Source organism: Halomonas sp. ML-15, assembly GCF_014779595.1.
GTDB lineage: Bacteria > Pseudomonadota > Gammaproteobacteria > Pseudomonadales > Halomonadaceae > Franzmannia.
Map to the genome: position 1 here is coordinate 710974 of NZ_JACXZT010000019.1, position 22435 is coordinate 733408.

At 57.6% G+C, this 22435-nt stretch carries 21 protein-coding genes; 18 read left to right on the forward strand and 3 right to left on the reverse strand.

Going from position 1 to position 22435, the window contains the following annotated elements:
- The first annotated feature begins 300 nt into the window (after positions 1-300).
- The 8 genes from IEI94_RS14975 to IEI94_RS15010 all read left to right on the forward strand — a co-directional run bounded on the left by IEI94_RS14975 (position 301) and on the right by IEI94_RS15010 (position 11085).
- Positions 301-2391: a type VI secretion system Vgr family protein gene (locus IEI94_RS14975; protein WP_191168080.1), complete on the forward strand. Its 2091-nt coding sequence runs from the start codon at positions 301-303 to the stop codon at positions 2389-2391.
- Complete coding sequence (locus IEI94_RS14980; protein WP_191168081.1) at positions 2376-3203, forward strand: DUF4123 domain-containing protein; 828 nt, start codon at positions 2376-2378, stop codon at positions 3201-3203. Before IEI94_RS14975 ends, IEI94_RS14980 begins: the two co-directional genes overlap by 16 nt.
- Positions 3200-6454 (forward strand): hypothetical protein, encoded by a 3255-nt coding sequence (locus IEI94_RS14985; RefSeq protein ID WP_191168082.1) that lies wholly within the window; start codon positions 3200-3202, stop codon positions 6452-6454. Before IEI94_RS14980 ends, IEI94_RS14985 begins: the two co-directional genes overlap by 4 nt.
- A 23-nt stretch (positions 6455-6477) precedes the next feature.
- Positions 6478-7482: a tetratricopeptide repeat protein gene (locus IEI94_RS14990; RefSeq protein WP_191168083.1), complete on the forward strand. Its 1005-nt coding sequence runs from the start codon at positions 6478-6480 to the stop codon at positions 7480-7482.
- Between the two features lie 53 nt (positions 7483-7535).
- On the forward strand, positions 7536-8483 hold the full coding sequence (locus IEI94_RS14995) for a tetratricopeptide repeat protein (RefSeq protein ID WP_318153405.1): 948 nt from the start codon (positions 7536-7538) through the stop codon (positions 8481-8483).
- A gap of 33 nt (positions 8484-8516) precedes the next feature.
- Complete coding sequence (locus IEI94_RS15000; protein ID WP_191168085.1) at positions 8517-9515, forward strand: DUF6708 domain-containing protein; 999 nt, start codon at positions 8517-8519, stop codon at positions 9513-9515.
- A gap of 57 nt (positions 9516-9572) precedes the next feature.
- On the forward strand, positions 9573-9833 hold the full coding sequence (locus IEI94_RS15005) for a hypothetical protein (RefSeq protein WP_191168086.1): 261 nt from the start codon (positions 9573-9575) through the stop codon (positions 9831-9833).
- 247 nt (positions 9834-10080) lie between these two features.
- Positions 10081-11085 (forward strand): hypothetical protein, encoded by a 1005-nt coding sequence (locus IEI94_RS15010; RefSeq protein ID WP_191168087.1) that lies wholly within the window; start codon positions 10081-10083, stop codon positions 11083-11085.
- Between the two features lie 123 nt (positions 11086-11208).
- On the opposite strand, the gene IEI94_RS15015 is transcribed toward IEI94_RS15010, so the two are convergent.
- Together IEI94_RS15015 and IEI94_RS15020 are read right to left on the reverse strand one after the other, a co-directional pair.
- On the reverse strand, positions 11209-11463 hold the full coding sequence (locus tag IEI94_RS15015; protein ID WP_191168088.1) for a type II toxin-antitoxin system Phd/YefM family antitoxin: 255 nt from the start codon (positions 11461-11463) through the stop codon (positions 11209-11211).
- 84 nt (positions 11464-11547) lie between these two features.
- Positions 11548-11838, reverse strand: coding sequence for a HigA family addiction module antitoxin (locus IEI94_RS15020; protein ID WP_191168089.1), 291 nt, complete (start codon positions 11836-11838; stop codon positions 11548-11550).
- Positions 11839-12233: 395 nt separating this feature from the next.
- Here IEI94_RS15020 and IEI94_RS15025 point away from each other — a divergent pair, with 395 nt between their 5' ends.
- The 4 genes from IEI94_RS15025 to IEI94_RS15040 are packed head-to-tail and all read left to right on the forward strand — an operon-like array spanning position 12234 to position 15186.
- Entirely contained in the window at positions 12234-12821 is a 588-nt protein-coding gene (locus tag IEI94_RS15025; RefSeq protein WP_191168090.1) for an anthranilate synthase component II, read from the forward strand.
- Positions 12822-12834: 13 nt separating this feature from the next.
- Positions 12835-13854 (forward strand): anthranilate phosphoribosyltransferase, encoded by a 1020-nt coding sequence (gene trpD, locus IEI94_RS15030; RefSeq protein ID WP_191168091.1) that lies wholly within the window; start codon positions 12835-12837, stop codon positions 13852-13854.
- 36 nt (positions 13855-13890) lie between these two features.
- On the forward strand, positions 13891-14697 hold the full coding sequence (gene trpC / locus IEI94_RS15035) for an indole-3-glycerol phosphate synthase TrpC (RefSeq protein ID WP_191168092.1): 807 nt from the start codon (positions 13891-13893) through the stop codon (positions 14695-14697).
- A 21-nt stretch (positions 14698-14718) separates the two neighbouring features.
- Entirely contained in the window at positions 14719-15186 is a 468-nt protein-coding gene (locus tag IEI94_RS15040; RefSeq protein ID WP_191168093.1) for a hypothetical protein, read from the forward strand.
- Between the two features lie 23 nt (positions 15187-15209).
- Here IEI94_RS15040 and IEI94_RS15045 read toward each other — a convergent pair whose 3' ends face one another.
- Positions 15210-15620: a bactofilin family protein gene (locus IEI94_RS15045; RefSeq protein WP_191168094.1), complete on the reverse strand. Its 411-nt coding sequence runs from the start codon at positions 15618-15620 to the stop codon at positions 15210-15212.
- A 338-nt stretch (positions 15621-15958) separates the two neighbouring features.
- Between IEI94_RS15045 and IEI94_RS15050 the strand changes: the two genes are divergently transcribed.
- The 6 genes from IEI94_RS15050 (at position 15959) to IEI94_RS15075 (ending at position 21896) form a co-directional block, all read left to right on the forward strand.
- On the forward strand, positions 15959-16528 hold the full coding sequence (locus tag IEI94_RS15050; RefSeq protein ID WP_191168095.1) for a bactofilin family protein: 570 nt from the start codon (positions 15959-15961) through the stop codon (positions 16526-16528).
- A gap of 310 nt (positions 16529-16838) precedes the next feature.
- The gene (locus IEI94_RS15055) at positions 16839-17267 is read left to right on the forward strand and encodes a fosfomycin resistance glutathione transferase (protein ID WP_191169617.1); all 429 of its coding nucleotides are present in this window, start codon (positions 16839-16841) and stop codon (positions 17265-17267) included.
- A 288-nt stretch (positions 17268-17555) separates the two neighbouring features.
- Positions 17556-17975 carry an L-alanine exporter AlaE gene (gene alaE / locus IEI94_RS15060; RefSeq protein WP_191168096.1) on the forward strand — a complete coding sequence of 140 codons (420 nt, stop codon included), beginning with the start codon at positions 17556-17558 and terminating at the stop codon, positions 17973-17975.
- A 149-nt stretch (positions 17976-18124) separates the two neighbouring features.
- Complete coding sequence (locus IEI94_RS15065) at positions 18125-18913, forward strand: hypothetical protein (protein WP_191168097.1); 789 nt, start codon at positions 18125-18127, stop codon at positions 18911-18913.
- A gap of 227 nt (positions 18914-19140) precedes the next feature.
- Positions 19141-20172: a hypothetical protein gene (locus tag IEI94_RS15070; RefSeq protein WP_191168098.1), complete on the forward strand. Its 1032-nt coding sequence runs from the start codon at positions 19141-19143 to the stop codon at positions 20170-20172.
- A 152-nt stretch (positions 20173-20324) separates the two neighbouring features.
- Positions 20325-21896 carry a transposase gene (locus IEI94_RS15075; protein WP_191168099.1) on the forward strand — a complete coding sequence of 524 codons (1572 nt, stop codon included), beginning with the start codon at positions 20325-20327 and terminating at the stop codon, positions 21894-21896.
- The last annotated feature ends 539 nt before the right edge of the window (positions 21897-22435 follow it).

Genomic DNA, 22435 nt, shown 5'->3' on the forward strand with positions numbered 1-22435 from the left:
TTTTGTTCGAAAACTCGACGAGCGAAGGTCAGGCAAGGCAAAAATCGGCGAAAAAGCGGAGTTTACGGGGGTGTAAATGAGCATTTTGAGCCGGTTTTTAACGCCGCATGGCCGAGCGCAGGCTGTTTTCGTGCAAAACCTGATGCCAGGGCTTGTTTAGAGCTCTGGCATCAACGCATGTAAGCGATTGCCCATATATCACGTCAGCGATCTACCACAGTGATGCCGGATCGCTTGCGTGCTGCTCGGTGAGCGGTAACCTCCCGGGTGGCGCTGCTGTTCACTTGCCTGGAGGGACCCATGGCTAATGCCACCGGACTGCAATTCACCCTGGCCCTGGCCAGCGACGACGCCCTCGACCTGGCGGTGATCGACTTCACCCTCGAGGAGTCGCTCTCGGCGCCGTTCCGCCTTGAGGTCGATTTCGCCAGCCGCGCGTCGGACCTCTCCCCCGAGGCCTTCCTCGACCGCGAGCTGACCCTTACCGTCTGGCAGGACGGCGAACCGCTACGCCGCGTGCACGGCATCGCCGCCGAATTCAGCCGCGGCGATCGCGGCCATCGCCGCACCTTCTACTCGCTGGTGATTCGTCCGGCGCTGTGGCGCCTCTCGCTGCGCCACAACTCGCGCATCTTTCAGAACGTCTCGCCGCTGACCATTATCAATACCCTGTGCGAGGAGCGCGGCATCACCGACGTCGCCTTCGCCGTCACCCGCGAGCCGGAAGCGCGGGAGTTCTGCGTGCAGTACCGGGAGACCGACCTGGCCTTTATCCAGCGCCTGGCCGCCGAAGAGGGACTGTTCTACTTCCACGAGTTCGAAGACGACGTTGGCGGCGCTCACCGCCTGATCTTCGCCGACGACCCGCAGATGCTCACCGCGCTGGGCGAGCGCAGCTACCACAGCCGCGCCGGCGGCACCCCGCCGGCCCGCCATGTGCGTCGGCTGCGCCAGGTCTCCCGGGTCGCCCCGGCCAGCGCCACCCTCAAGGACTACTCCTTCAAGCAGCCGGCATACGCTCAGCTGCATGAACACGTCGGCGACGACCTCGAAGCCCACGGCCAGCGAGACGACTATGAGCACTACGACTACCCCGGGCGCTACAAGCAGGACGCCTCCGGCGAGCCCTTCACCAAGATACGTCTCGAAGCGCTGCGCCACGACGCCCTGACCGCGGAAGCCAACAGCGACCTCCCCGAGCTCGCCCCCGGCAGCCGCTTTACCCTCAGCGACCACGATGCCGACAGCCTCAACCGCGACTGGCAGGTGGTACGGGTCACCCACCGCGGCGAACAGCCCCAGGCCCTGGAAGAGGACGGTGTCACCCAGTCAGATAGAGCCGGGATGACCCGCTACCATAACGACGTCGTCCTTACCCCCGGCGACGCCGCCTGGCGCCCCACCCCCGACCCCAAGCCCCGGGTCGACGGCCCCCAGGTCGCCTTCGTGGTCGGCCCCGAGGGCGAAGAGATCCACTGCGACGAACACGGCCGGGTCAAGGTACAGTTCCCCTGGGACCGCTACGCCGAGCCCAATGACACCGCCAGCGCCTGGATCCGCGTCGCCCAGGGCTGGGCCGGCGGCGGCTACGGCAGCATCGCCATCCCCCGGATCGGCCACGAAATTATCGTCTCGTTCCTGGAGGGCGACCCGGATCAGCCGCTGATCACCGGGCGCACCTACCACGCGGTCAACACGCCGCCTTACGAACTTCCGGCGCACAAGACCCGCACCGTGATCCGCACCCAGAGCCACCAGGGCGAGGGCTTCAACGAGCTGCGCTTCGAGGACCAGGCCGACCAGGAGCAGATCTGGCTGCACGCCCAGAAGGATCTGGAGCTGCTCACCAACAACGACCGCACCGAGTCAGTCGGCAACGACAGCACCCTCAGCGTCCACCGCGACCGTATCGGCGAGATCGACAGCGACGACCACCACAGCGTCCACGGCCAGCGCCATGAGCACACCGAGGGCAGCCAGCACCTGATCGTCCAGGGCACGCTGCACGTGAAGGCCGGCCAGGCCTGGCTCACCGAGAGCGGCCGCGAACTGCATATCAAGGCCGGCCACAAGGTCGTGCTCGACGCCGGCAGCGAACTCACCCTCAACGCCGGCGGCAGCTTCCTCAAGATCGACGGCGGCGGCGTGACCATCAGCGGCCCCAGCGTCAAGGTCAACGCCGGCGGCAGCCCCGGCTCGGGCAGCGGCCAGGCTGCCGAAACGCCGCTGCTGCCGGGAAGGGCGGTGGCGGAGGCGCATGACGCGATACCGCCTACCTCACTGCCCAAGCTAAAGGACTACCAACTGAGCGAGGCCGCGCTGATGCCGCTGTGCGGCAAGATCAATGACACCCAATGTAGCCGCGAGGACTGTCCATGTCTGGCTGGTTGAAGCGACTCCCCGAGCGCACACGGGGTGCGGGCGAACTGGGGGCCTGGATCGACGCTCAGCGGCCAGCGTATCTCGTCCTCGACCAGCGTCGTTACCCCGAGACTAGTGCAGAACTGCTGGGGAAAACGGGCAAGTACGACTTCCTCACGCTTTTTGCCACCACACCCCTGGCGCCGCTGATCGATGCCAGTCCTTGGCTCATTGAGCTCGATGTTGGCAGCGAGGCCTGGCGTAGCGGTGAGACGCTATGCCGGGAGCAGCGCCTTGGCTGGATCTTTCAGCCGGCACAAGCGACTTCACTCAATGACCTGGCCGATCATCTGCGCCGTCTTTTTGTCCTCGAAGATCCCCGAGGTGGCCAGTCGTTGATCAATATTCAAGACCCCGCTGCCTGGACGGCGCTGTTGGCGACGCTTCCTGGCACGTCACTGTCTGCTTGGCTGACCCCTTTAGGTCGAGTCTTCACACCGACACCGCAGCGGCAATGGCTCGCTTGGCATGAGGTATCTGAAAGTGAGGTGGCGCAAGAGATCCTGCCGCTGACGCGAGAGGGAGACGCTGCCTTGCGTGCGGCCTCTGGCGGCTGGTGGCTGAGTCGAACCACGGAGACGCCGCTGTACGAACTGCCCGAGGCGTGGCTGGCGAGGCTTGCACGGTTGAATCGCGCCGGGATAACCCGTGCCGACTATCTGCGACGCCTGCTGGAGATGATTTGCCAGCCTGATGACACCCTCCCTTCGGCGGTCGAGCAGGCGCTTGCTGCGTCGCTTCCCCCGCGTAAGAAAGTCCAAGCTTTGGAGAGCCTGACATGAGTGCCGGATCACGCGCCCCAACCCCGGACGACCCTGTTCTGATTTGCCACTACACCGCACCTGATGAAGAGGGCGGCAACGTCGAATCTGCTGGTCAACATGTCTGTGAGGAGCACGACTGGGCCGATATTCTGTATCTGCCGGGGACCCACACATTCTGGCTGCTGACCGATGATGTCTCCGATGCCTTGCTGGGGGCTGCCGAGCAGCTTAAGGCGTGGACACAAGTAGAGGATGCCGACGAGCGGCTCCGGCTTCTCAATAAGGAGGCGGGGCTGATGGAGTGTCTGCTGCCGACCAGAGCCGAGAACTTTCTCGATGATGCTGAGAGAAAACGCTTCCAGGAGTGCTTCAAGCGATTGGTGGAGATCACTGCCACTGAGGAATCGACGCTGGAAGAGCGTATCGCGCATCAGCGCTCGTTTATGCAGCAGCTATGGCGCCACTCGGCGCCAGTGGCGCTGAGCCGCTTGGTCTATCGGCGCAACAGTCCCGAGGCATTTGACCTGGAGGAAGAGCTCCGAAGCCTTTATCGCCAGGGCTTGAATCGTGCACAGGAAGCGGGCTATCACCTTGAAGGCGAGCGCTATTACGGCCCCTGGGAAGCCGAAATAGAGCGCGCGTTGGAAACCTATCGCACTTGCCGGGCCGAGGCGCAGCGGCTGTACCACTTCAACCCGGGGAGCGGCGGTGAGCCCATGCCTTTCTCGCTGCAAGAGGTGCTCGCCGAGTATCAAACCTTTATTGAATTATGCGAATCCAAGCCTCCTCAAGAAGCGGCGCAGGCGTGCGGTTTTGTCGGCCATGTTCAAGAACTCTCGGCGCAACAGGAGAGTAAGTATAAAGACTACTTGGACAGCATCCTGACCCTGGCTTCCCTGGGGATAGCGACGCCAGAGCTGGCATTGTCTCCTCCGGGCTCTGTGGAAGAGGGGGTCGAAGCTTTCGATGATTACTGCCGTGCGCTCGAGGAGAGTGTCGAGCTACACCAGGCGGTAGAAGAGAAGCTCAGCGAGTGGGAGTCCGGCACTGCTGGGCAGGCCCAACTGCCGATCTTTCTATTCGAGGATGAGCGCCGTCAGTATGAGACGCTGCAAGAGTCGCTGGCTGATCTCTTCAAGAAAGCCGATAAGGCCGTCAATGCGATGACACCTGGTCGGGTTCTGGTCTGGCATACCGATATCGACGACGACCGCCATGCCATGGGGTATCAGAAGCGCGAGATCGAGCTGCTGGTACGTCGCGACTTCCCGCTTCGCGAGTTCAGCTCACCTAAAGCGGATCAATCACTCAGCCATCTCAGCCTCAATCAGCTGATCCCCGTCGCCACAGCCAGCGAGCGGCAGCGCCTTGATGCTGCCATCAATGCCGATGGCGTGCTCCCGGCCCATTTGTGGGAGGCGCCCGAAACGGCTCTCTCTCAGTGGTTGCAAGGACGCGGCTGCGAAGCGATAGAGCATCGCCCCGATTGGCACGATGGGCCACTGGGATTTTTCCAGCCCGAGCACTTCTTCGCATATCTCGAAGAGCAGGGTCACGAGGTTGCCTCCCTCGACGATGACAGCAAGGAGAAGTGGGGCAAGGCGTTGCAGAAGCTCCTCTTCATGGGACCGAGCCGAGAGCAGCTTCGACTCTTTGACGCCAGTGCCCAGGCCCAGATGATGCGTCTGGTGGGAATGGCGCGGTATGACCTCAATGAGGGCCGCGATAAGGGCGATCGCGATACCCCGTGGGAGGTCGTCGCCCAGCAGCCGACGCTGACGTTCTTCGATGCCGACGTTGAGATGAGCAGCGGCGGCAGTGGCGACCTGAGCACTACGCAGCGCGATGAGCTGGCCATCAAGAACACACCTGATGGCGATTGGCAGTTCGATGATGGCGATCCCAACGGCACCTCAACTGACGTTACCTACCGCTGGGAAGCCAAGGGCACCTTTAGCCTCGCTCGAGGCGAGCTGCCGTTAGGCCGGCTGGTGTTGCCCCGGGAAGAGCAGGCTCGCTCGGTGATGGCGACCCTTTCAGAGCGTAACGAAGAACGCGACCTTGGCCGCTATGCCTTGGTACTCGATGCCGTTGCCAAAGGGTTTGCTGGGGCCAGCCTGGCGCTTGCTGCCGAGACGGGCTTCTCCCTAGACGACGATGGGCTGAGCATCACCGGGGTCGACTGGGCAAAACGGGAAGCCGAAGGCCCGACCCTGGAAGCCTTTGCCGGTGCTCGGCTGGGTATCGAAACCCGCTGTGCCTTGAGCTGGGAGCCTCCCGAGAACCTGCAGCGCATCCTACCCAGCCGCGCCGCACTCTCCGATATGGACATGCAGCGTGCCAGCCAGTCACTGACGGGGTGGCGAGCCCTCGGCACGGCCACCCTGGGGGGCGAGGTTGGTGCGGGCTTAGGGGGCAGGCTTGGCCTCGCGCTGGGCATCCAGAACGGCAAGTTCGTGCTACGCGTGGCTGCTCGAGTCGTCATCGGAAAAGGGGCAGGGGGGAGTCTCTCTGTCGAGCTGGATATCGACAGCCTCGACCTATGGCTGGCCATGCTCCACCGCGCCATGGTGGATAATAAGCAAGTAAAGCCCGACTGGATCGACGAAGAGGCTTATGAAAGCATGGGTTGGCTTGGCTATCTGGCCGCCACCACGCTGCTCAATGTCGGTCTTCTCGCCGCCCGCGACAAGGCAGGTATCGAGCGGCTGTATAGCGCCATGACCGGTGGGCAGAATGCTGGACCGATTGCGTATGAAATTGTTAACGCAAGTGATCGTGGGCAAGGTGAGCAGCTAGCTAGATGGATCCAGCAATTAACGCCCGAAGCGCTGGGGGCTTTGTTGTTCCTGCTCATCCGAGAGCCGCAAGAATTTGCAGTAGAGGGGCCCCGTAGAGGCAGAAGCGGTGGCAGCGTTCAGTCATTTAATCGCCAGCAAGCGCTGGACTTCCAGCAAATCGCCATTGCCAACTGCCTAGGCTGGATTGTGGAGGGCGTCACTACCGGTGTTTATGGGACGCTGTGTCGTTTTAGCAAAGAAGCCCCCACGCCCTCACAATATCTGTTTGCCAAAGCGCTCATTTGTATGAGTGAGACCGGCCAGCCATGGCATGACGACTCGAGTCATGCCTACCAACGCCGTAAACGTGACTTGGATTTTTTTATGGAGCGGATTTCAGGCACAGATAACCTCCAAGTACCAGCGTCAAAGAGAGATTACCGCCGGTACGTCGCAGGGCTTGCAACGGAAGTGTGTGTTGCTGAATAAAACCGCTGACTAAGGAATAAGATATGCGATCAAACCTACTGGCCACACTGGCAGGGCTGACACTAGCAGCGCTGTTGTCGCCCTCTGTCATGGCGCTGGACGAAGAGGCACAGGCCGCCAAAGAGGAGGGCATGCGGCTTTACGGCATTCGCCAGGCAGACACTGCTATTCCTTTTCTCGAACAAGCCGCTGCAGCGGGCGATGCAGAGGCTATGTATTATCTGGGTGAAGCCAATCGTCGGTTAGTGATGGGAAACATGAATCAAGCTGCGCTGGACTGGTATTACCAAGCCGCGCAACACGGTGAACCCTACGCTATGCTGCGGCTGTTTGACGGAGGTGCTTGCGAACTGGGGGATGTCTGTCCTGAAAACGGTGACGACTGGCCCCAGGAGGCCTTGGAGCTTACCCTACCCAAAGCCGAGGCGGGTGACGCTGAAGCCATGGCCGCGCTTTATAATATCTACTATTACGTTGAAGACCCCGATGAAGACGAGGCGATGAAGTGGCTACACCGTGCTGCCGAGGCAGGCAACGTTAACGCCATGAACTGGCTGGGCGAGTTGGCCCGTAACGACGAACAAGGGTACGCCAACGATATGGAGCGGCTAGAAGCGGCAGAGGTATGGTTTCGAAAGGCAGCGGAAGCAGGCTATGCCCCCTCTATGAATAACCTCGCCTCTGTATTAAATCATCTGGATCAGCCTGAAGAGGCCTGGGAATGGATAACCAAGGCTTCCGAGGAAGGGCATATTAATGGGCGTGGTTGGTTAGCCGCCTGTAACATCGAGCCCGAAGAGGAAGGCCGAAATTTATGTCGTGCAGCACCTGCCCCAGACCCAGCCATAGGGTGGGCGATCTTTCTTGCTATTCATGAAGAAGTCCCTGGCACTTCCTCTGAGAACGCTTTGCGCGCTTATCGCGACAGCGTTACTCCAGAACAGCGCGCAGAAGGCGAGCGTATGAAAGACGAATGGTCAAATTTAGAGCCGCCGCTTTCCTACTTCCCTGAGAAATTTGGTTACTGATGCGGTTGCCTAATCGATCAAACCTACTAAAGACACTGATTGGGTTGGCACTCGTGACGCTGTGGTTTCCTGCGGCTTGGGCGCTGGATGAAGAGGCCCAGACCGCCAAGGAGGAAGGCATGCGGCTATACAATACTCACCAACGCTCGGCGAGCATGCCTTATTTAGAAAAAGCGGCAGAAGCTGGCGACGTAGAGGCAATGTACTACCTTGGTGAGGCGTATCGTCTACGTCATATGGGGATGACTCAAGCGGCTTTAGAGTGGTATCACCGCGCCGCATTGAACGGTGACCCCCATGCCATGCTACGGCTATTCGACGGTAGCGCCTGTGAGCTTGGTGATGTATGCCCAGCGAATGGCGATGACTGGCCCCAGGCAGCCCTCGAAATGACGCTGCCCAAGGCAGAGGCGGGTGACACCGAGGCCATGGGTGTGCTGTATGATATTTATTACTACGTTGAAGACCCTGACGAAGAAAAAGCCATGGAATGGCTAGTGCGCTCTGCCGAGGCGGGCAACGTTGAGTCCATGAACTGGCTGGGCCGATTAGCGCGTAATGATGAAGAGAAGTACGCCAGTGATACCGAGCGCTTGGAAGCTGCGAAGCCGTGGTTCCGTATGGCGGCGGAAGCCGGACATGCTCTGTCAATGAGCTATCTTTCAGCTACTTTAAATAGCCTTGGGGAGTTTCAAGAAGCATGGGAATGGATTGTAAAGGCTTCCGACGCAGGTAATATTAATGGTCGTCAATGGATAGCAACTTGCTATATTGATCCTGAAGAAAGCGAAATGTGTAATGTAGACGAAAACCCCGCTAAAGGTTGGGCTATTTTTCTTGCCATCAATGAAGAGATTCCAGGAACATCCTCCGAGAGATTTTTGAGGTTCTATCGTGAAGAGGTTACCGCTGAGCAGCGCGAAGAGGGTGAGGCTATGATGGACGAATGGCTCAATCGCGAGCCGCCGCTTTCCTATTTTCCTGAAAAATTTGGACCCTGATGCGATTGAGCATCCATAGAGATTGGCTAGGCCATGCAAAGCATTAAGACCTATTTCGCCAACCTCTCTCAACGGCTGGACTTAGCCGACGAGCTGATCGTGCTATCCCCCGAGCGTCGGGCTGCCCAGCAGCCCATGCAGTTGGGTGAGGTGCAGGATCAGACCGAGCACTATCTGGATCTATCTAGCGGTGCGGAAGAGGGGAAGGGAATATTCACAGGAGTGTGGGGGTTAGGGGCTGTTTATATGTCCCTAATACTATTCCCTATTGTTTTTCAGGATTGGGAAGGTGTTGTCTTTGTATTTACAACGATGGCCGTAATGTTTGGCATCACTACAGTTGTTTTTTTACTAGAAGTTTTTTGGCCATCTTCATCTCCTATCCGTTTTAATCGCCGAACTAGGGAGATCTATTTCCAGGATAAGGAAAAGCTCTACCATGTCCCTTGGGACGAAGCGGTGGCCTGGATGCAGGAGAGTCGCACCGTGACCCAATATACCGGAGCAATGACCGAAACCCCATTACAGCTGTTGCTACAGCGTTATGGGTATCCGGAGGAGGTGATTGCCCTACAACTGAACCTGCCGATGGGGCGCACCGCGGAAACGCAAGGCATGCTCTGGGAGTATTTGCGTTGTTACATGGAGAAGGGCCCTTGGTTCGACGAACAAGGTAACCCACTGTCGAATTCTAACCGCGAAGCGGCTTTGGAGGGGTGCAGGCAAAGACAAAAGAAAGCCACATTAAATATAGAGGGCTATCGACAATCAGTTAAAGAAGGAATAACTCCGAAATCACGTGCAGTTATATTGATTCTTGGACTTGCCTTTTTGTACCCATGTTTGTTTATCCGCGACATTACGGCCAAATACGCCCGTCAACGTGCCGCCCGTAATCAATGGCACCCTTTGGTCAAGGAGCGCTGTCGCGTCGACGGTCCCACTACTCGGCTCTATGACCTGGAAGTTGATGAGGGGATGCATCAGGGGGCCGTCACTAGTGAAGCCTATGGTTCCGGAGCCGCTAGATGAAACGCTAAGGATGCCGAACAACGCCCTGCGATTGGCATACTCAGCTTTACCCAGCCAATGGCCTATATCGAACGCTTGATGCAGCAGCAGGCGCTGGGAGCTTTGCCTGGCCTCTTCGCCAATACGCGGGTAGTCGTCAACAGTAACCTGCCTGGCATGGCCCCGGGCTGGGAGCAAGTCGCCAAGTTCCGCTTCGAGACCGTTAGCGAGAGCAAGTACACTAGGCATAAAGAGGGCTACTCGCAGTGGCAGGAGCTGGGCCGCGAGCTGGGCGAGCTTACTCAGCCGCTCTTCGAGCGCGCGACGACGGATGGCTGAGAGTACTATCTTTGGGCACCAGTAGAGTCCGAAACGACAGGGGCCATGCCACGACGTAATATTCACCACCTAAAGGTTCGGGTGCAGTGGCGTAAGAACAGTGATGTTGATAACGAACTGCCTAGGGTGCTGCCGGCTCCGCCTCCTACCGAGGAGGCCTCCGGTGACCCCATGACGCCTGACTTCACGCGCTCTGGCCGGCCATATTGGGCCGATGAAACGACGCATCAAGATAACGAGGCAAATGATGGCTGAGATGACGCCCATCACCTATAGCGCTGAAGCTTACACGGCGGAGCGTATCGAGTCGCTGCGACAAGAGGAGAGTGAGCACTCTAGGCGCTTTCGTATGTCGGCTGCCAGTGGGCAGCGTTTGCCGCATCGCTTCCCGACGGTCGACCTGTTCCCGATGCGTGAACTTCAAGATATGAAACCGGCGAAGCTGCGTGAAATTGAGAAAATGCCGGGACATACACCGCGACCGGAAGATCGCCCAGAGCATCCTCTGCGCTGGGACGAAGAATGCTTGAGATATACTAGCCAGACTAAGCGTAACTTTTTTTTGGGTTTTATAAGGGGGGTAGGCTTAGTAAGTTTTTTTACAGTGCTTCCAATATCAATTCTTGTTGTGATTTACGGCGCATTCGAACGTAGATCACCTCAAGCAAGCTTTTTCGAAAGCTTGAACTGGGAGATGCCAGTTGTCTTGCTAATGTCATCGATTATTATGTGGGGCGGGGTGAGTCTAGTTTACCGTCTTTTACCAAATTTCGCCGCAGGCTTTCAACCTGGCCCGATGTGGGAGTTAAACCGACGCACCGGCATGGTCACGGTATTCGCCAATCCAGCCAAGATGCGCACTGCCTGGCAGGTGGAGCATCAGTTGCCGTTTCATGAGTTCGACTGCTATCTGCAGAATACACCTAGCCACCAAGGCCTGCCGCAGTTCAACCGTAGCCTGGCGCACTATCGCCAGGAGGTGCATGTGGCCTTGGTGGGGATGTTTGGCGCCACCAGCAGTCATGTGGAACAGCGCGCTGCCTGGGATATGGTGCAGCGCTATATGGACACCTCGCAGCCGCTTCCCGATACGCCGCTATGGGAGGAGTTCCGCCCCCTTGATCCCACGTCGCTGGAGCATGATCGGCGCACCGGCCGCCCACCGCGCTACTGGCGGGATATGGACGACGAGCCCTTTGCGCAGAAGGTGCACGAGCATCAGGACAAGCTGAATGCTTTCTACCGCGGCTAAGGGAATCGAGCAGCCTGATGGCTGATATGACGCCCATCAGGTATAGCGCTGATCCCACCGAAGATCATGTCGAGCGCACCATGGCCATTGTGCTGAAGAGCATCAAGCGTGAGAGTTTCCGCATCATTGAGAGCGACGATACTTTCCCTGTTCGCTGTCCTTCTCCAGTTCGGCAACGGACTCCAGCAACCGACGGGCATTTTTCGGCGCACGCAGAAGGAACGCCGTCTCCTGCAACTCCTCGTAGTCCTCAAGAGAGATCATCACCACAGACGGTGATTTATTTCGGGTAATAACGATGGGTGAACGGTCTTCGCAGACTTGCTCCATTGTCTTTGCTAGGTTGGTTATAGCGGCTGCGTAGCTGATGGAATCCATAGATGGCTCCTGAGGGGGCAGTGATCACGTACATAATGTCTTACATGAGCGTTTCACAGGACTAACGAGCAGCTGGGGCCACCCTCAAGCGGCATGAGGCCGAATTGCATCGTAGCGCCCAGCCCGACGTGCTTGCTCAAGATCATAGGCGTTTTGCAGTCGGAGCCAGTAGCCTTCGCTAGTGCCGAAGTAGCGCGACAGGCGAAGGTCGGTGTCGGCGGTAATGGCCCGTGCGCCGCGGGTAATTTCACCGATACGAGTAGCCGGTACGCTGATAGCGTTGGCTAGCGCATTCTTTGTGAGTCCCATAGGCTCGATAAAATCCTCTAGCAGGATCTCACCAGGATGGATATTGGGTAGTTGCTGACTCGTCATGATGCTCTCCTCAGTGGTAGTTGACGACATCACCATGAGTGGCGCTTACGCTTTTGTGCCGAAAAAGTATAACGCAGCGTGTTACTTGTTGCCGGCAGCCTACTGCCCAGCGCTGCAAGCGCACTGCCAGCGGGCGATTCAGCCACCCCTGGCTTGACAGGATTGCCGCCCAGCAGCACCATTGAGGGATGAACGCACTAGACCAGATCCAACGCACAGGCCAGTGGTGGCGCTCCTGATTGGGGGCGGCACGCTGACGAGTGAAAAATGCCGCCGTCGGGGCGGCATTTTTGTGTCTGACTTCCCCCTGCACGGCTGGCGCACCCCCTCGATCACACTGGGTCAACGCGTCGGTAAGCGACAGCACTAACCATAGGGAACAGAGAGTGATGGCCATGTCCGTGCTCATGATCGACAACTACGATAGCTTCACCTACAACGTCGTGCAGTACCTCGCCGAGCTGGGGGCCGAGGTGCACACCTACCGCAACGACGCCATCACCCTCGAGGAGATCGAGGCACTGGCGCCGAGCCATCTGGTGGTCTCCCCCGGCCCCTGCACGCCCAACGAGGCGGGCATCTCGATGGCTGCCATCGAGCACTTCGCCGGCAAGCTGCCGATCCTCGGTATCTGCCTGGGCCACCAGGCCATCGGCCAGGTCTACGGCGGCGAGGTGGTGCGCGCGCCCCAGGTGATGCACGGCAAGACCTCCAAGGTACGTCACGGCGGCCACGGCGTATTCGCCGGCCTCGAAGACCCGCTGGAGGTAACCCGCTATCATTCCCTGGTAGTGGCCGCCGAGACTCTGCCGGAGTGCCTCGAAGTGACCGCCTGGGTGGACGACAGCGACGTCACCCCCGGCTTGATCATGGGCCTGCGCCACAAGACACTGGATATCGAAGGGGTGCAGTTTCACCCCGAGTCGATCCTGACGCGCCAGGGGCACGAGCTCCTGCAGAACTTTCTTTCACGTCGCGCCTGACGGAGACAGCCCCATGCAGATGCGAGAGGCCATCGATGCCGTAATGCGCGGCCAGAGCCTGACGTTCGACCAGACCCACGCAGTGATGCGTACCATCATGACCGGCGAAGCCACCGACGCGCAGATCGGCGGCTTCCTGATCGCGCTCTCCATGAAAGGCGAGAGCGCCGAAGAGATCAGCGCCGCCGCCCAGGTGATGCGCGAGCTGATGACCCCGGTGAGCGTGAGCGGTGACAACGTCGTCGATATCGTCGGTACCGGCGGCGACGGCGCCAACCTGTTCAACGTCTCCACCGCCTCCAGCTTCGTTGCCGCGGCGGGTGGCGCCCACGTTGCCAAGCACGGCAACCGCAGCGTCTCCTCCTCCTCCGGCAGCGCCGACCTGTTCGCCGTGGCCGGCATCAAGATCGAGCTCGACGCCGAGCAGGTAGCACGCTGCATCGACCAGGTCGGGGTCGGCTTCATGTTCGCGCCGATGCACCACCAGGCGATGCGCCACGCCATCGGCCCGCGCCGCGAGATGGGCGTACGCACCCTGTTCAACATCCTCGGTCCGCTGACCAACCCGGCCGGCGCCCCCAATCAGCTGCTCGGCGTCTACGATGCCCAACTGGTGCGGCTGATGGCCGAGGTGCTCAAGCGCCTGGGCAGCCGCCATGTGATGGTGGTACACGCCGAGGATGGCCTCGACGAGATCTCGCTGGCCGCGCCGACCCGGGTCGCCGAGCTCAAGGATGGCGAGATCGTCGAGTACACCATCGCCCCCGAAGACTTCGGTATCGAGCGCCAGGCGCTGACGCCGCTCAAGGTGGTCACCGCCGAAGACAGCCTGCGGCTGGTCCACGAGGCCCTGGCCGGCGACGGCCCCGCGGCGGATATCGTCGCCCTGAACGCTGGCGCCGCCCTTTACGTATCCGGCATTGCCGATACGCTTAAGGAAGGGGTGACCATGGCTCAGGATGCCCAGGCCTCCGGGCTGCCGCGGGAAAAGATGAAAGAACTGGCCGATTTCACCCGGGTGTTTGCCGACTGACGGCACCCTGCAATGCTGCTACGGGGACATAGCGACATGACAACCACACATGGCATGCCCACCATCCTCGCGCAGATCCTGGCGCGCAAGGACGACGAGGTCCACGAGCGCAGCCTGGCGGTGACCGAGACCGACCTGCTGGCGCTAGCGCGGCAGCAGGGCGCGCCGCGCGGCTTCGTCAGGGCGCTGGACGAACGCATCGAGGCCGGCGACCCGGCGGTGATCGCCGAGATCAAGAAGGCCTCGCCCTCCAAGGGCGTGATGCGGGAAGACTTCCGCCCCGGCGAGATCGCCACCAGCTACCAGGCCGGCGGCGCCGCCTGCCTCTCGGTACTCACCGACGCCGACTTCTTCCAGGGCCATGAAGACTTCCTGATCGAAGCCCGGGAAGCCTGCGACCTACCGGTCATCCGCAAGGACTTCATCACCCACGGTTACCAGGTCAGCGAAGCCCGCGCCATCGGCGCCGACTGCATCCTGCTGATCGTCGCCGCGCTGGATGACGCGCGCATGGTCGACCTCTACCAGCAGGCCGAAGCGCTGGGCATGGACGTCCTGGTGGAAGTGCACGACCAGCGCGAACTCGAGCGCGCCCTGCGCCTGGAGCTCTCGCTGGTGGGGATCAATAACCGCGACCTGCACACCTTCGACACCCGCCTGGAAACCACCTTCGAGCTGCTCTCGCAAATCCCCGAAGGCGTCACCGTGATCACCGAGTCCGGTATCCATACCCGCGACGACGTCCTGCGGATGCGCGAACACGACGTGCACGGCTTCCTGGTCGGTGAAGCCTTTATGCGCGAAGAGGACCCCGGCGAAGCCCTGCGGCGGCTGTTCTTCTAATACCCATAGGACGGAGGAAACGTGCATCAAGCTGCGGCAGAGTGGGTGGTGGGATTACTGCGCCAGCGAGAGATCCCGTTCGTGATCTGCGGTGGGCTCGCGGCACAGGGCTATGGTGCCAAGCGCCCACTGCACGATATCGACCTATTCGTTCCCGGAGAGGTGTTCTCGAGCGTCGTCGAGGCGGGGCAGGCGTATATCTCCAAAGGCGCCGCACACTACCGGGAGGAGGGCTGGGACCTCACCTATGTGCAGTTCAAGTATGAAGGCATCAAAGTCGAGGTGGGGAGTGCAGATGGGGCGCACATCTTCGATGCCAGCCGCCAGGCCTGGGTGCCGCTAGCGATAGACGTCACCCGCGTCGAAATGCGGCCCGTCCTGGGCATGGACCTGCCCCTTATGCCCAAGGATGATTTGATCCGTTATAAACGGGCGCTCTCTCGGCCAGTCGATATCGAGGATATCCGCGCCATCGAAGCAAGCCCATAACGCCCACAAGCGTTGCCTTCGCCCTATGGGTGGCCAGGCGACATCACGCGAATCTTGGCTGTTAGCCAGGCCCCGTCTGCGCATTTCATCCGCTTCGCCTCGATGCTGCCGCTCACCCGTGCACCGGGGAGCAGAATGGCCTGGTCGGTGGCCACCAACAGTCCCTCGACACTGCCGGCAACGCTAATCAGCCGTGCCTCGATACGGTGAGATACGCCCCCCGACTCGGTGATGGTGACGGGCTGCTCCGGCGCCGCAACGTCGCCTTCGATGGTCCCGCGGATCACCAGCGGCTCCTGGGCGCTCACCTTGCCTGCGATATGCAGGGTCTCGCCAATCAGGCTGCCGTCGGGCGCCGACAAGCGCTGGGTGTTCGCCACCTGGGGAGGCGACGGTAAGCTAGCCTTGGCGGATTCCTCGACCTGATGTGACAACTTGGCGGGCTCCTGGGGCGAGACGAGTTGATGTTGAGAGGAGGCGTGCAGGGGAGAGACCTGGTTTGCCACGGCACGCTTTCGCATACGGCGCTTGCCATCCAGCATAATCAGGATGAGCGCTACTACGCCCGTGATAAATAACGCGTCTCCGCCCCCCATAGTCGCCCCTTGATAGCAGTCGGTTGCCCTGCGTCAGTATAGGCGGGTATCACGAGACGGAGAAAACACGACTAACGGCCGTTTTCATTGGCTACTCTCGCCTTTGATCTTAACCCGACGCGGCATTATTCCTAGTATCGCACTTTTGCCCCTTACGCTACCCGGAGCCTTTCCCTATGTTCAGCAAGCACAAGCCCACCAGTGTTCCTGCCGACCATACGGTGTCGCCTCCCGCCTCGTCGTACAGCGCCCCAACCAGGGACGAGCCCCGCAGCGGCAGTGGGCGCCCGGCTACCATCGGCGCTCACACCAGCATCGAAGGCAGCGTGATCGGCGAGGAGGAGCTGATCATCGATGGCCAGGTAGTGGGCACGGTGGAGTTCAAGCGCAACACCGTTAGCATCGGCACCGACGGGCGCGTAGAGGGCGATATCTTTGCACAGACGCTGCACGTGGCCGGCAGCGTGGAAGGGCGCCTGATCGCCTCGCACAAGATCACCGTCCACCACACCGCGCAGATCACCGGCACCATCATCACCCCCTGCCTGGTACTCGAGGACGGCGCTGTCTTCCAGGGCAGCATCGATATGGACGCCGAGAACGACGTCCTGCGCGCCGCCTTTGGCGGCAGCGTCAGCCAGCCGGCACCGCAGTCTCACACCCAGTTCGACGCAGAGACCGATATCGATGACGACGATGCCGAAGCATCCGCCGAAACGGAAGCGCAGCGCGAAGAGAACACCTGAGCCAACCAACCTCTCATCGCACTAATCACCACCGACAACGGGCAGCCTAGGCTGCCCGTTGTTTTCAAGTAAGCCATCACTTACTCCTCGCACGCCGCTGAAGCCATCCTCAATACAAAACCCAGAACTGCGTTGATACGCGACGCCTAATGCGTTTTGCTGGTAGGGGGCAACCCGCCTAGTATGAAACCCTAAGGCCGCTGAGACGGCTGGATATAACAAGTCGTACGCACGGGATCAGCGCATAACGCGATATGCAGCCCCGGGGCGGTAGCGTGCCTAAAGATTGCTCGCCGTTAGGGAGATGACATTGATCACCGGCATCAACCACGTCACCTTGGCCGTCAGCGATCTCCAGCGCGCATTCGCGTTCTACACCGAGGTGCTTGGGTTCAAGCCCATCGCCAAATGGACGCGCGGCGCCTATCTGCAAGCCGGCAACGACTGGATCTGCCTCTCACTCGATGCCGAGGCGCGAAACAGCCCCCACCCGGACTACACCCATCTCGCCTTTTCAGTACCAAGCCAAGCCTTCAACGACGCGGCTGACGCCATCCGTGCCAGCAACGCCACCATCTGGAAGCACAACAGTAGCGAAGGGGATTCCCTCTACTTTCTCGACCCCGATGGGCACAAACTGGAAATCCACTCCGGCGACCTTAAAAGCCGCTTGGCGGCTCTCAGGGAGTGTCCATACGACGGGCTGGAGTGGTTTGTTCAACAGCCAAAGGATGATTGAAACCGACAAATGCAGCGCGCATGTGAATTCTGCATAGGTAGCCTGGCTATTCTTAATGTCATTTAGAATCATAGGATCAGGTTAAATGTGGCGCGTCAGATAAGAATGTTGAACGCGCAAGTGTGTTCATCCAATATTAGGACGTGCAGTCCAATCACTGTTGGGCGTATGTGGAGGTTGATTGCGCCTACTATAGGTATGTCGCACTCGGGCCAGGCCAGCTCCAAGGCAGCATGTGGCTACTGCACATGAATGAAAATTGGGTATTACAGTTGAGTTCTTCAAATAATGAAACGGTATCTCGCAGACACCCTCGCGATGATTGTATTCTCCACCGTTTGTGGAGCCTTTATAGAAATCGTAATCGCGGGATTATCAATTGACCAATCCATGCGGATTCGCATTGCGGCGATACCTATCATATTGTTTGCCGGTAGACCATACGGACTTTATAGAGACTGGATTTTCAAACTCCTGGGTGGGAACGGGAACCAGGTTGGAGAGCTCAAATCGACGGTGATAGATACGTTTGCAAACTTTTCGTTCCAAATCACCTTGTATTTGATTTTGCTTTTTATAAATGGTGCAACGATAGAGCAGGCGTTGAAAGCTGGAGGATCCATCGTGGTATTCCTTATCATTTCCGGCAGACCTTATGGAATATTCTTGAATGGTTGTAGAAAATTGTTTGGCGTAAATTCAAATTAATAGACGCGTGGAAACTATGAAATGGCTAATGTAAGCAAGTATACTGTTCGGATATATGCAGAGCCCAACAAGGCGCTTCAGCCGACCGCCAAACCGCTGGCACGGTTCGGCGTCGGCTGAGCGCAGGCGTTGGGCATAGGAGGGAGACTTTGCGCACAAACCTTGCAACGCTCGGCAGTGGTTACTGCCTCTTGATTGCGTTCTTGTATGCATCTGGATACTGGAATTCATTTGGAGTGCGGGTCTTAGAGTATGCCGGGTTTCACGACCTTCTACGATTTGCGGCTCACGGTATCGTCTTCGGCTTGAGTGTCTTCGTATTAGGAATGTTCATTGGAATGCTATTATCGATTTACCGCCGGATCTACAGTGAAGAGCCTGATGGCGATGACGGTATTAATCAAGGAGATGGTGAGAAATCTGCGGGGCCGCGCTTGAATGTGAAAAAAGAGGCTGCGTTGATCCTTGGTGTGACCATTTTCGGCGCGATTTTGGTAGCTTTTGCTTTCATTGTAGACTTTCCTGCAAAATGGGATGTGGCGGGGCTATATGTCTTGATTGCAGTCTCGGTTTCTCCTGTCGAGTACTCTGGGCTGTATAAGACCTTTGTTCCAAATAGTATAAATCCGCTTCCAGTTGCGGCAATTGCGGCGTTTGTTTTATCAATCCCGTTTTGGGCGTATGCACATGGTGATAGAGCGGCGAGCGCTTCTGTTCATGGCACGAATCAAAAGATCGCCTTGTTGCCAGATGCCCTTAAAGAGGGCGACGAGGTTCCCAAAAAATGGTTGTTCTTGGGCATCCTTGGGGATAACCGTTTCCTTTACTCAGAGGAAACGGAGGAGTTATTGGTGCTGTCAGAAAGTGATGCAAGTGGATTACGGATACGAGTTAGTACTACATCTTCTTCAGAGAGTGAGTCCGAAGAGAAGCAATAGCAAGTTCTTGAGAGGCTATGCATTTTATGCCTTCATGTCTCGTTCGAGCTTGAGCCCAACAATGCAAGCCAGTCTGACGGCTTTTCCGTTCCTTGTTTTACGGTTCAACGCTACGCTACCGCAAAACAATCCACTGCAAAGCCGCAGCTGCTTGCGGCGTTATGCGGGTATGGCCAGCGTATTCTTAATCAGAAAATTCACAACCCTATCGGCAGGAATGAAAGATAGTGACAATTGAAATTGGACAATTGGCGGCTTTATTCCTACTTGTAGCCGCTGTTCTAAAGCTGGTTGACTGGTTAATGACAGACGACAAAAAGCGTACGCTTGGAGAAGCTCTAAATCGTCGACTACATGATCAAAAGAGATCTTTCATCTTTGTTGCTAAGACTCCTGTAATCGCTCTAAGCAGTATTCTGACTGATGCAACTGATGATCCAATATTAAAAAAGAAATCTTGGAAAAGAACCTCCTCAATTAGTATTTTTCTACTATCTGCTTGTTTGTTTTCTGCAGGACTAGCTACGGATACTATGCTCGGATTCGAACAGAATTCTGGTGACTCGTATAGACAAGAAATTGAGATTTTTGAGCGCTTAATTTCTGTAGAACATGATTCCGAAGATTTAACTGATACTGAAAAGCAGGAGATGTTGCAATTCCGGCAGGACGTAAGTCGCATCCTAGAAACCGCCAAGCATCCGTTCGCAAGGTGGGCAACCCTGGCTCTTGTATCCATTGCAATAGGATTAATATCAGTAGGCTTAACCAGCATGTCATTACGCTTCACGGGGAAAACAACTACGGCGATAACAACAACAGATTCTCCCCTTCTAATTGCAGGGGCGATCTTGTTGAACGGCTTGGTTTCGTTATTAATTTTTGTTCTTGGAGTTGTGGTTCTTTCGATAGTTTCTAGTGCACTATTAATGTTCGCTTTTTCCCTTGTTGGCATCTTATTGAAATTGGGCCCCCTCTGGGGAACAGCAAGTTTTGCTAGCTATGGAGTTTTCGCATGGATCACGGCTCCTATATGGTTAAAAGCGCTTGCGGCGGCCTCGTTGGTACCATTCCTAGTCATGGTGATAGCTATCCTTTTTTCAGTTGTAGTTAAGCCGCTAATAAATCCATTATCTTTATTATTGACCACATTGCTTCGAAGAGCGGTGACGCATAAAGATGGAGTTGTCGCGTTTTTCGCAGTCGGTTTTATTTGCTTGGCTGCTGCAATAACTGCAGCCACAAATATTGTGAACTGAAGCATAACAAGGCCAAGCACGGCGACAGCTTTTTCGTTGCGGCTTCGCTTTCACTACAAAGCCGCGCGTGCTGGCGGCGTTGAGGCTGTAGAAAAAGCCCGCAGCCTACGCCGTTTTGGTAGGATCAGGAAAACAGCCTAGGAGTGGTCAAGATGCCCCGCTTCAAGCCCTACAACCATGATCAGAACGCCATGGTGGTGATCAATTACCAGGACCAGCTTCAGCCCGGGACCTTTGAGCACGCGGTCCACTATCTGATTGAGAACAAGCTGGACCTGTCGGTTTTTCACCCTCAGTACCGCAATCACGACACAGGCCGACTTGCCTATGATCCCGCGATACTGCTGAAGATTATCCTGTTCGCCTATTCCAAGGGCATCACCTCCAGCCGCGAGATGGAGTGGTGCTGCGAGACCAACATCATCTTCAAGGCCCTGTCCTGCGATACCGTCCCCCACTTCACCACGCTGGCGAAGTTCGTCAGCAGCCACGCTGAGGAGATTGAAGACCTCTTTGAGCAGGTGCTGCTGGTGTGCCATGAGCAAGGCCTGCTAGGCAACGAGCTCTTTGCCATTGACGGCTGCAAGATGCCCTCGGATGCCTCGAAGGAGTGGTCTGGCACCTTCAAAGAGCTGGGTGAGAAGCGGGAGAAGCTACGACGGTTGATTCGCCATCACTTGCTTGAGCACTACGCGCGGGACGAAGCTGAGACGGAAGCCGACTTGGATCGAGATATCCGCCAGGCCAAGACGATTCTGTCGCTAGATGCCGCGATGAACAAAGTGGACCGCTTACTAAAGACGCACAGCCCAAGGATGGGCCGGGGGAAGCGGAGCAAGGAAGTGAAGAGTAACGTCACCGATAATGAAAGTGCCAAGATGACCACCAGCAAGGGCACGATCCAGGGCTATAACGGTGTGGCCACGGTGGACAAGAAGCACCAGATCATCGTCGACGCTCAAGCCTTTGGCGAAGGTCAGGAACACCATACGCTGCAACCGGTGTTGGAGAGGGTGGGGGCTCGCTTCAAGAAGTTAGGCATTGCTGACGACATCTACCAGCAGGGCACCGTCGTCACCGCTGACACTGGCTTCGCCAATGAGGCCAACATGAAGTACCTGTACGAACGACAGATCAACGGCTATGTGCCGGATAATCAGTTCCGCAGCCGGGATCCAAAGTTCTCTGATCAAAAAGACAAATACGGCAAGCGCCACCAGAACCTGCCGAATACGGGTTGGAAAAGCACCATCCCCGCCAGTGAATTTCAATTCGATCCGATGACCATGACCTGTATCTGCCCGGCTGGCGAGTCCCTCACCTACCGGGGGCTACGGGAAGCCGAGAATGGCAAGGTACGGGCACATTTCGAGGGCAGGCTGCTGCAATGCCGGCACTGCCCGAAGAAACATCAATGCATGCAGAACCCAGCCTCAGCAGATCACCGCAACGGCGCTGGCCGGCAAGTATCCTTTACGATAAAGAGCGACGGACAACCAAACTACACTGACTGGATGAAGCACCGGGTGGATAGCCAGCAGGGTAAGGAGATATACAGCCATCGGATGTCAGTGGTGGAGCCGGTATTCGGCAACATCGGCACCACGAAGCGATTGAGCCGATTCGCTCTTCGTGGCAAGAAAAAGGTACAGGGACAGTGGCAGTTATACTGCTTGATACACAACATTGAGAAGCTCGCCAATTATGGACGATTAGGCACGTGATATAGGGGCTAGAAGGCCAGAAAGTGGCCGCTGATTGCCGGTGGTGAGTGCCTTTGACATCATCGAGGAAGCGAAATGGTCAGCTAGGCTCCTTGGCCAAGAAAATTGTCCGTATGGTGGGCGGTACACAAAATCAGAAAACAGGTGGTGGGGAGGGCTCAGAATCGAGTTTTTCTACAGCCTCGTTATGTGTCGGGAGAGAGGTTAACTGAAGTGTCTTGGCCTTATTTTGTGGAAATTGTGAATGTCGTATCGCAAGTTGCGATGACCTTGATCGCCGGGTTTGGCGCTTGGGTGGCTTACCAAACGTTACTGCGCACTCCTGTGCAAGAGGCAGAGCCTGAGGAGCCAGAGGCTCCTGGGGCGGAAGCAGTCACTCCGCAAAAGGTTAAAGTGTTTGAGACATCTAACCAGACAACGTGGTTGAAGGTTACGAATGTCGGCCTTGAATGCCATCTAGAAGATGCAAGGCCGAATAAGCCAGGCGGTCTCCAATGGCGTTTCACGAAAGAACAAGCCAGGGAAGTTCTATCTGCTCG

Bases quoted from the DNA above. Each gene is read 5' to 3' on its own strand.
- IEI94_RS14975 (WP_191168080.1), top strand. From the start codon at position 301: ATGGCTAATGCCACCGGACTGCAATTCACCCTGGCCCTGGCCAGCGAC.
- IEI94_RS14980 (WP_191168081.1), top strand. From the start codon at position 2,376: ATGTCTGGCTGGTTGAAGCGACTCCCCGAGCGCACACGGGGTGCGGGC.
- IEI94_RS14985 (WP_191168082.1), top strand. From the start codon at position 3,200: ATGAGTGCCGGATCACGCGCCCCAACCCCGGACGACCCTGTTCTGATT.
- IEI94_RS14990 (WP_191168083.1), top strand. From the start codon at position 6,478: ATGCGATCAAACCTACTGGCCACACTGGCAGGGCTGACACTAGCAGCG.
- IEI94_RS15000 (WP_191168085.1), top strand. From the start codon at position 8,517: ATGCAAAGCATTAAGACCTATTTCGCCAACCTCTCTCAACGGCTGGAC.
- IEI94_RS15005 (WP_191168086.1), top strand. From the start codon at position 9,573: ATGGCCTATATCGAACGCTTGATGCAGCAGCAGGCGCTGGGAGCTTTG.
- IEI94_RS15010 (WP_191168087.1), top strand. From the start codon at position 10,081: ATGGCTGAGATGACGCCCATCACCTATAGCGCTGAAGCTTACACGGCG.
- IEI94_RS15015 (WP_191168088.1), bottom strand. From the start codon at position 11,463: ATGGATTCCATCAGCTACGCAGCCGCTATAACCAACCTAGCAAAGACA.
- IEI94_RS15020 (WP_191168089.1), bottom strand. From the start codon at position 11,838: ATGACGAGTCAGCAACTACCCAATATCCATCCTGGTGAGATCCTGCTA.
- IEI94_RS15025 (WP_191168090.1), top strand. From the start codon at position 12,234: ATGTCCGTGCTCATGATCGACAACTACGATAGCTTCACCTACAACGTC.
- trpD (WP_191168091.1), top strand. From the start codon at position 12,835: ATGCAGATGCGAGAGGCCATCGATGCCGTAATGCGCGGCCAGAGCCTG.
- trpC (WP_191168092.1), top strand. From the start codon at position 13,891: ATGACAACCACACATGGCATGCCCACCATCCTCGCGCAGATCCTGGCG.
- IEI94_RS15050 (WP_191168095.1), top strand. From the start codon at position 15,959: ATGTTCAGCAAGCACAAGCCCACCAGTGTTCCTGCCGACCATACGGTG.
- alaE (WP_191168096.1), top strand. From the start codon at position 17,556: ATGAAACGGTATCTCGCAGACACCCTCGCGATGATTGTATTCTCCACC.
- IEI94_RS15075 (WP_191168099.1), top strand. From the start codon at position 20,325: ATGCCCCGCTTCAAGCCCTACAACCATGATCAGAACGCCATGGTGGTG.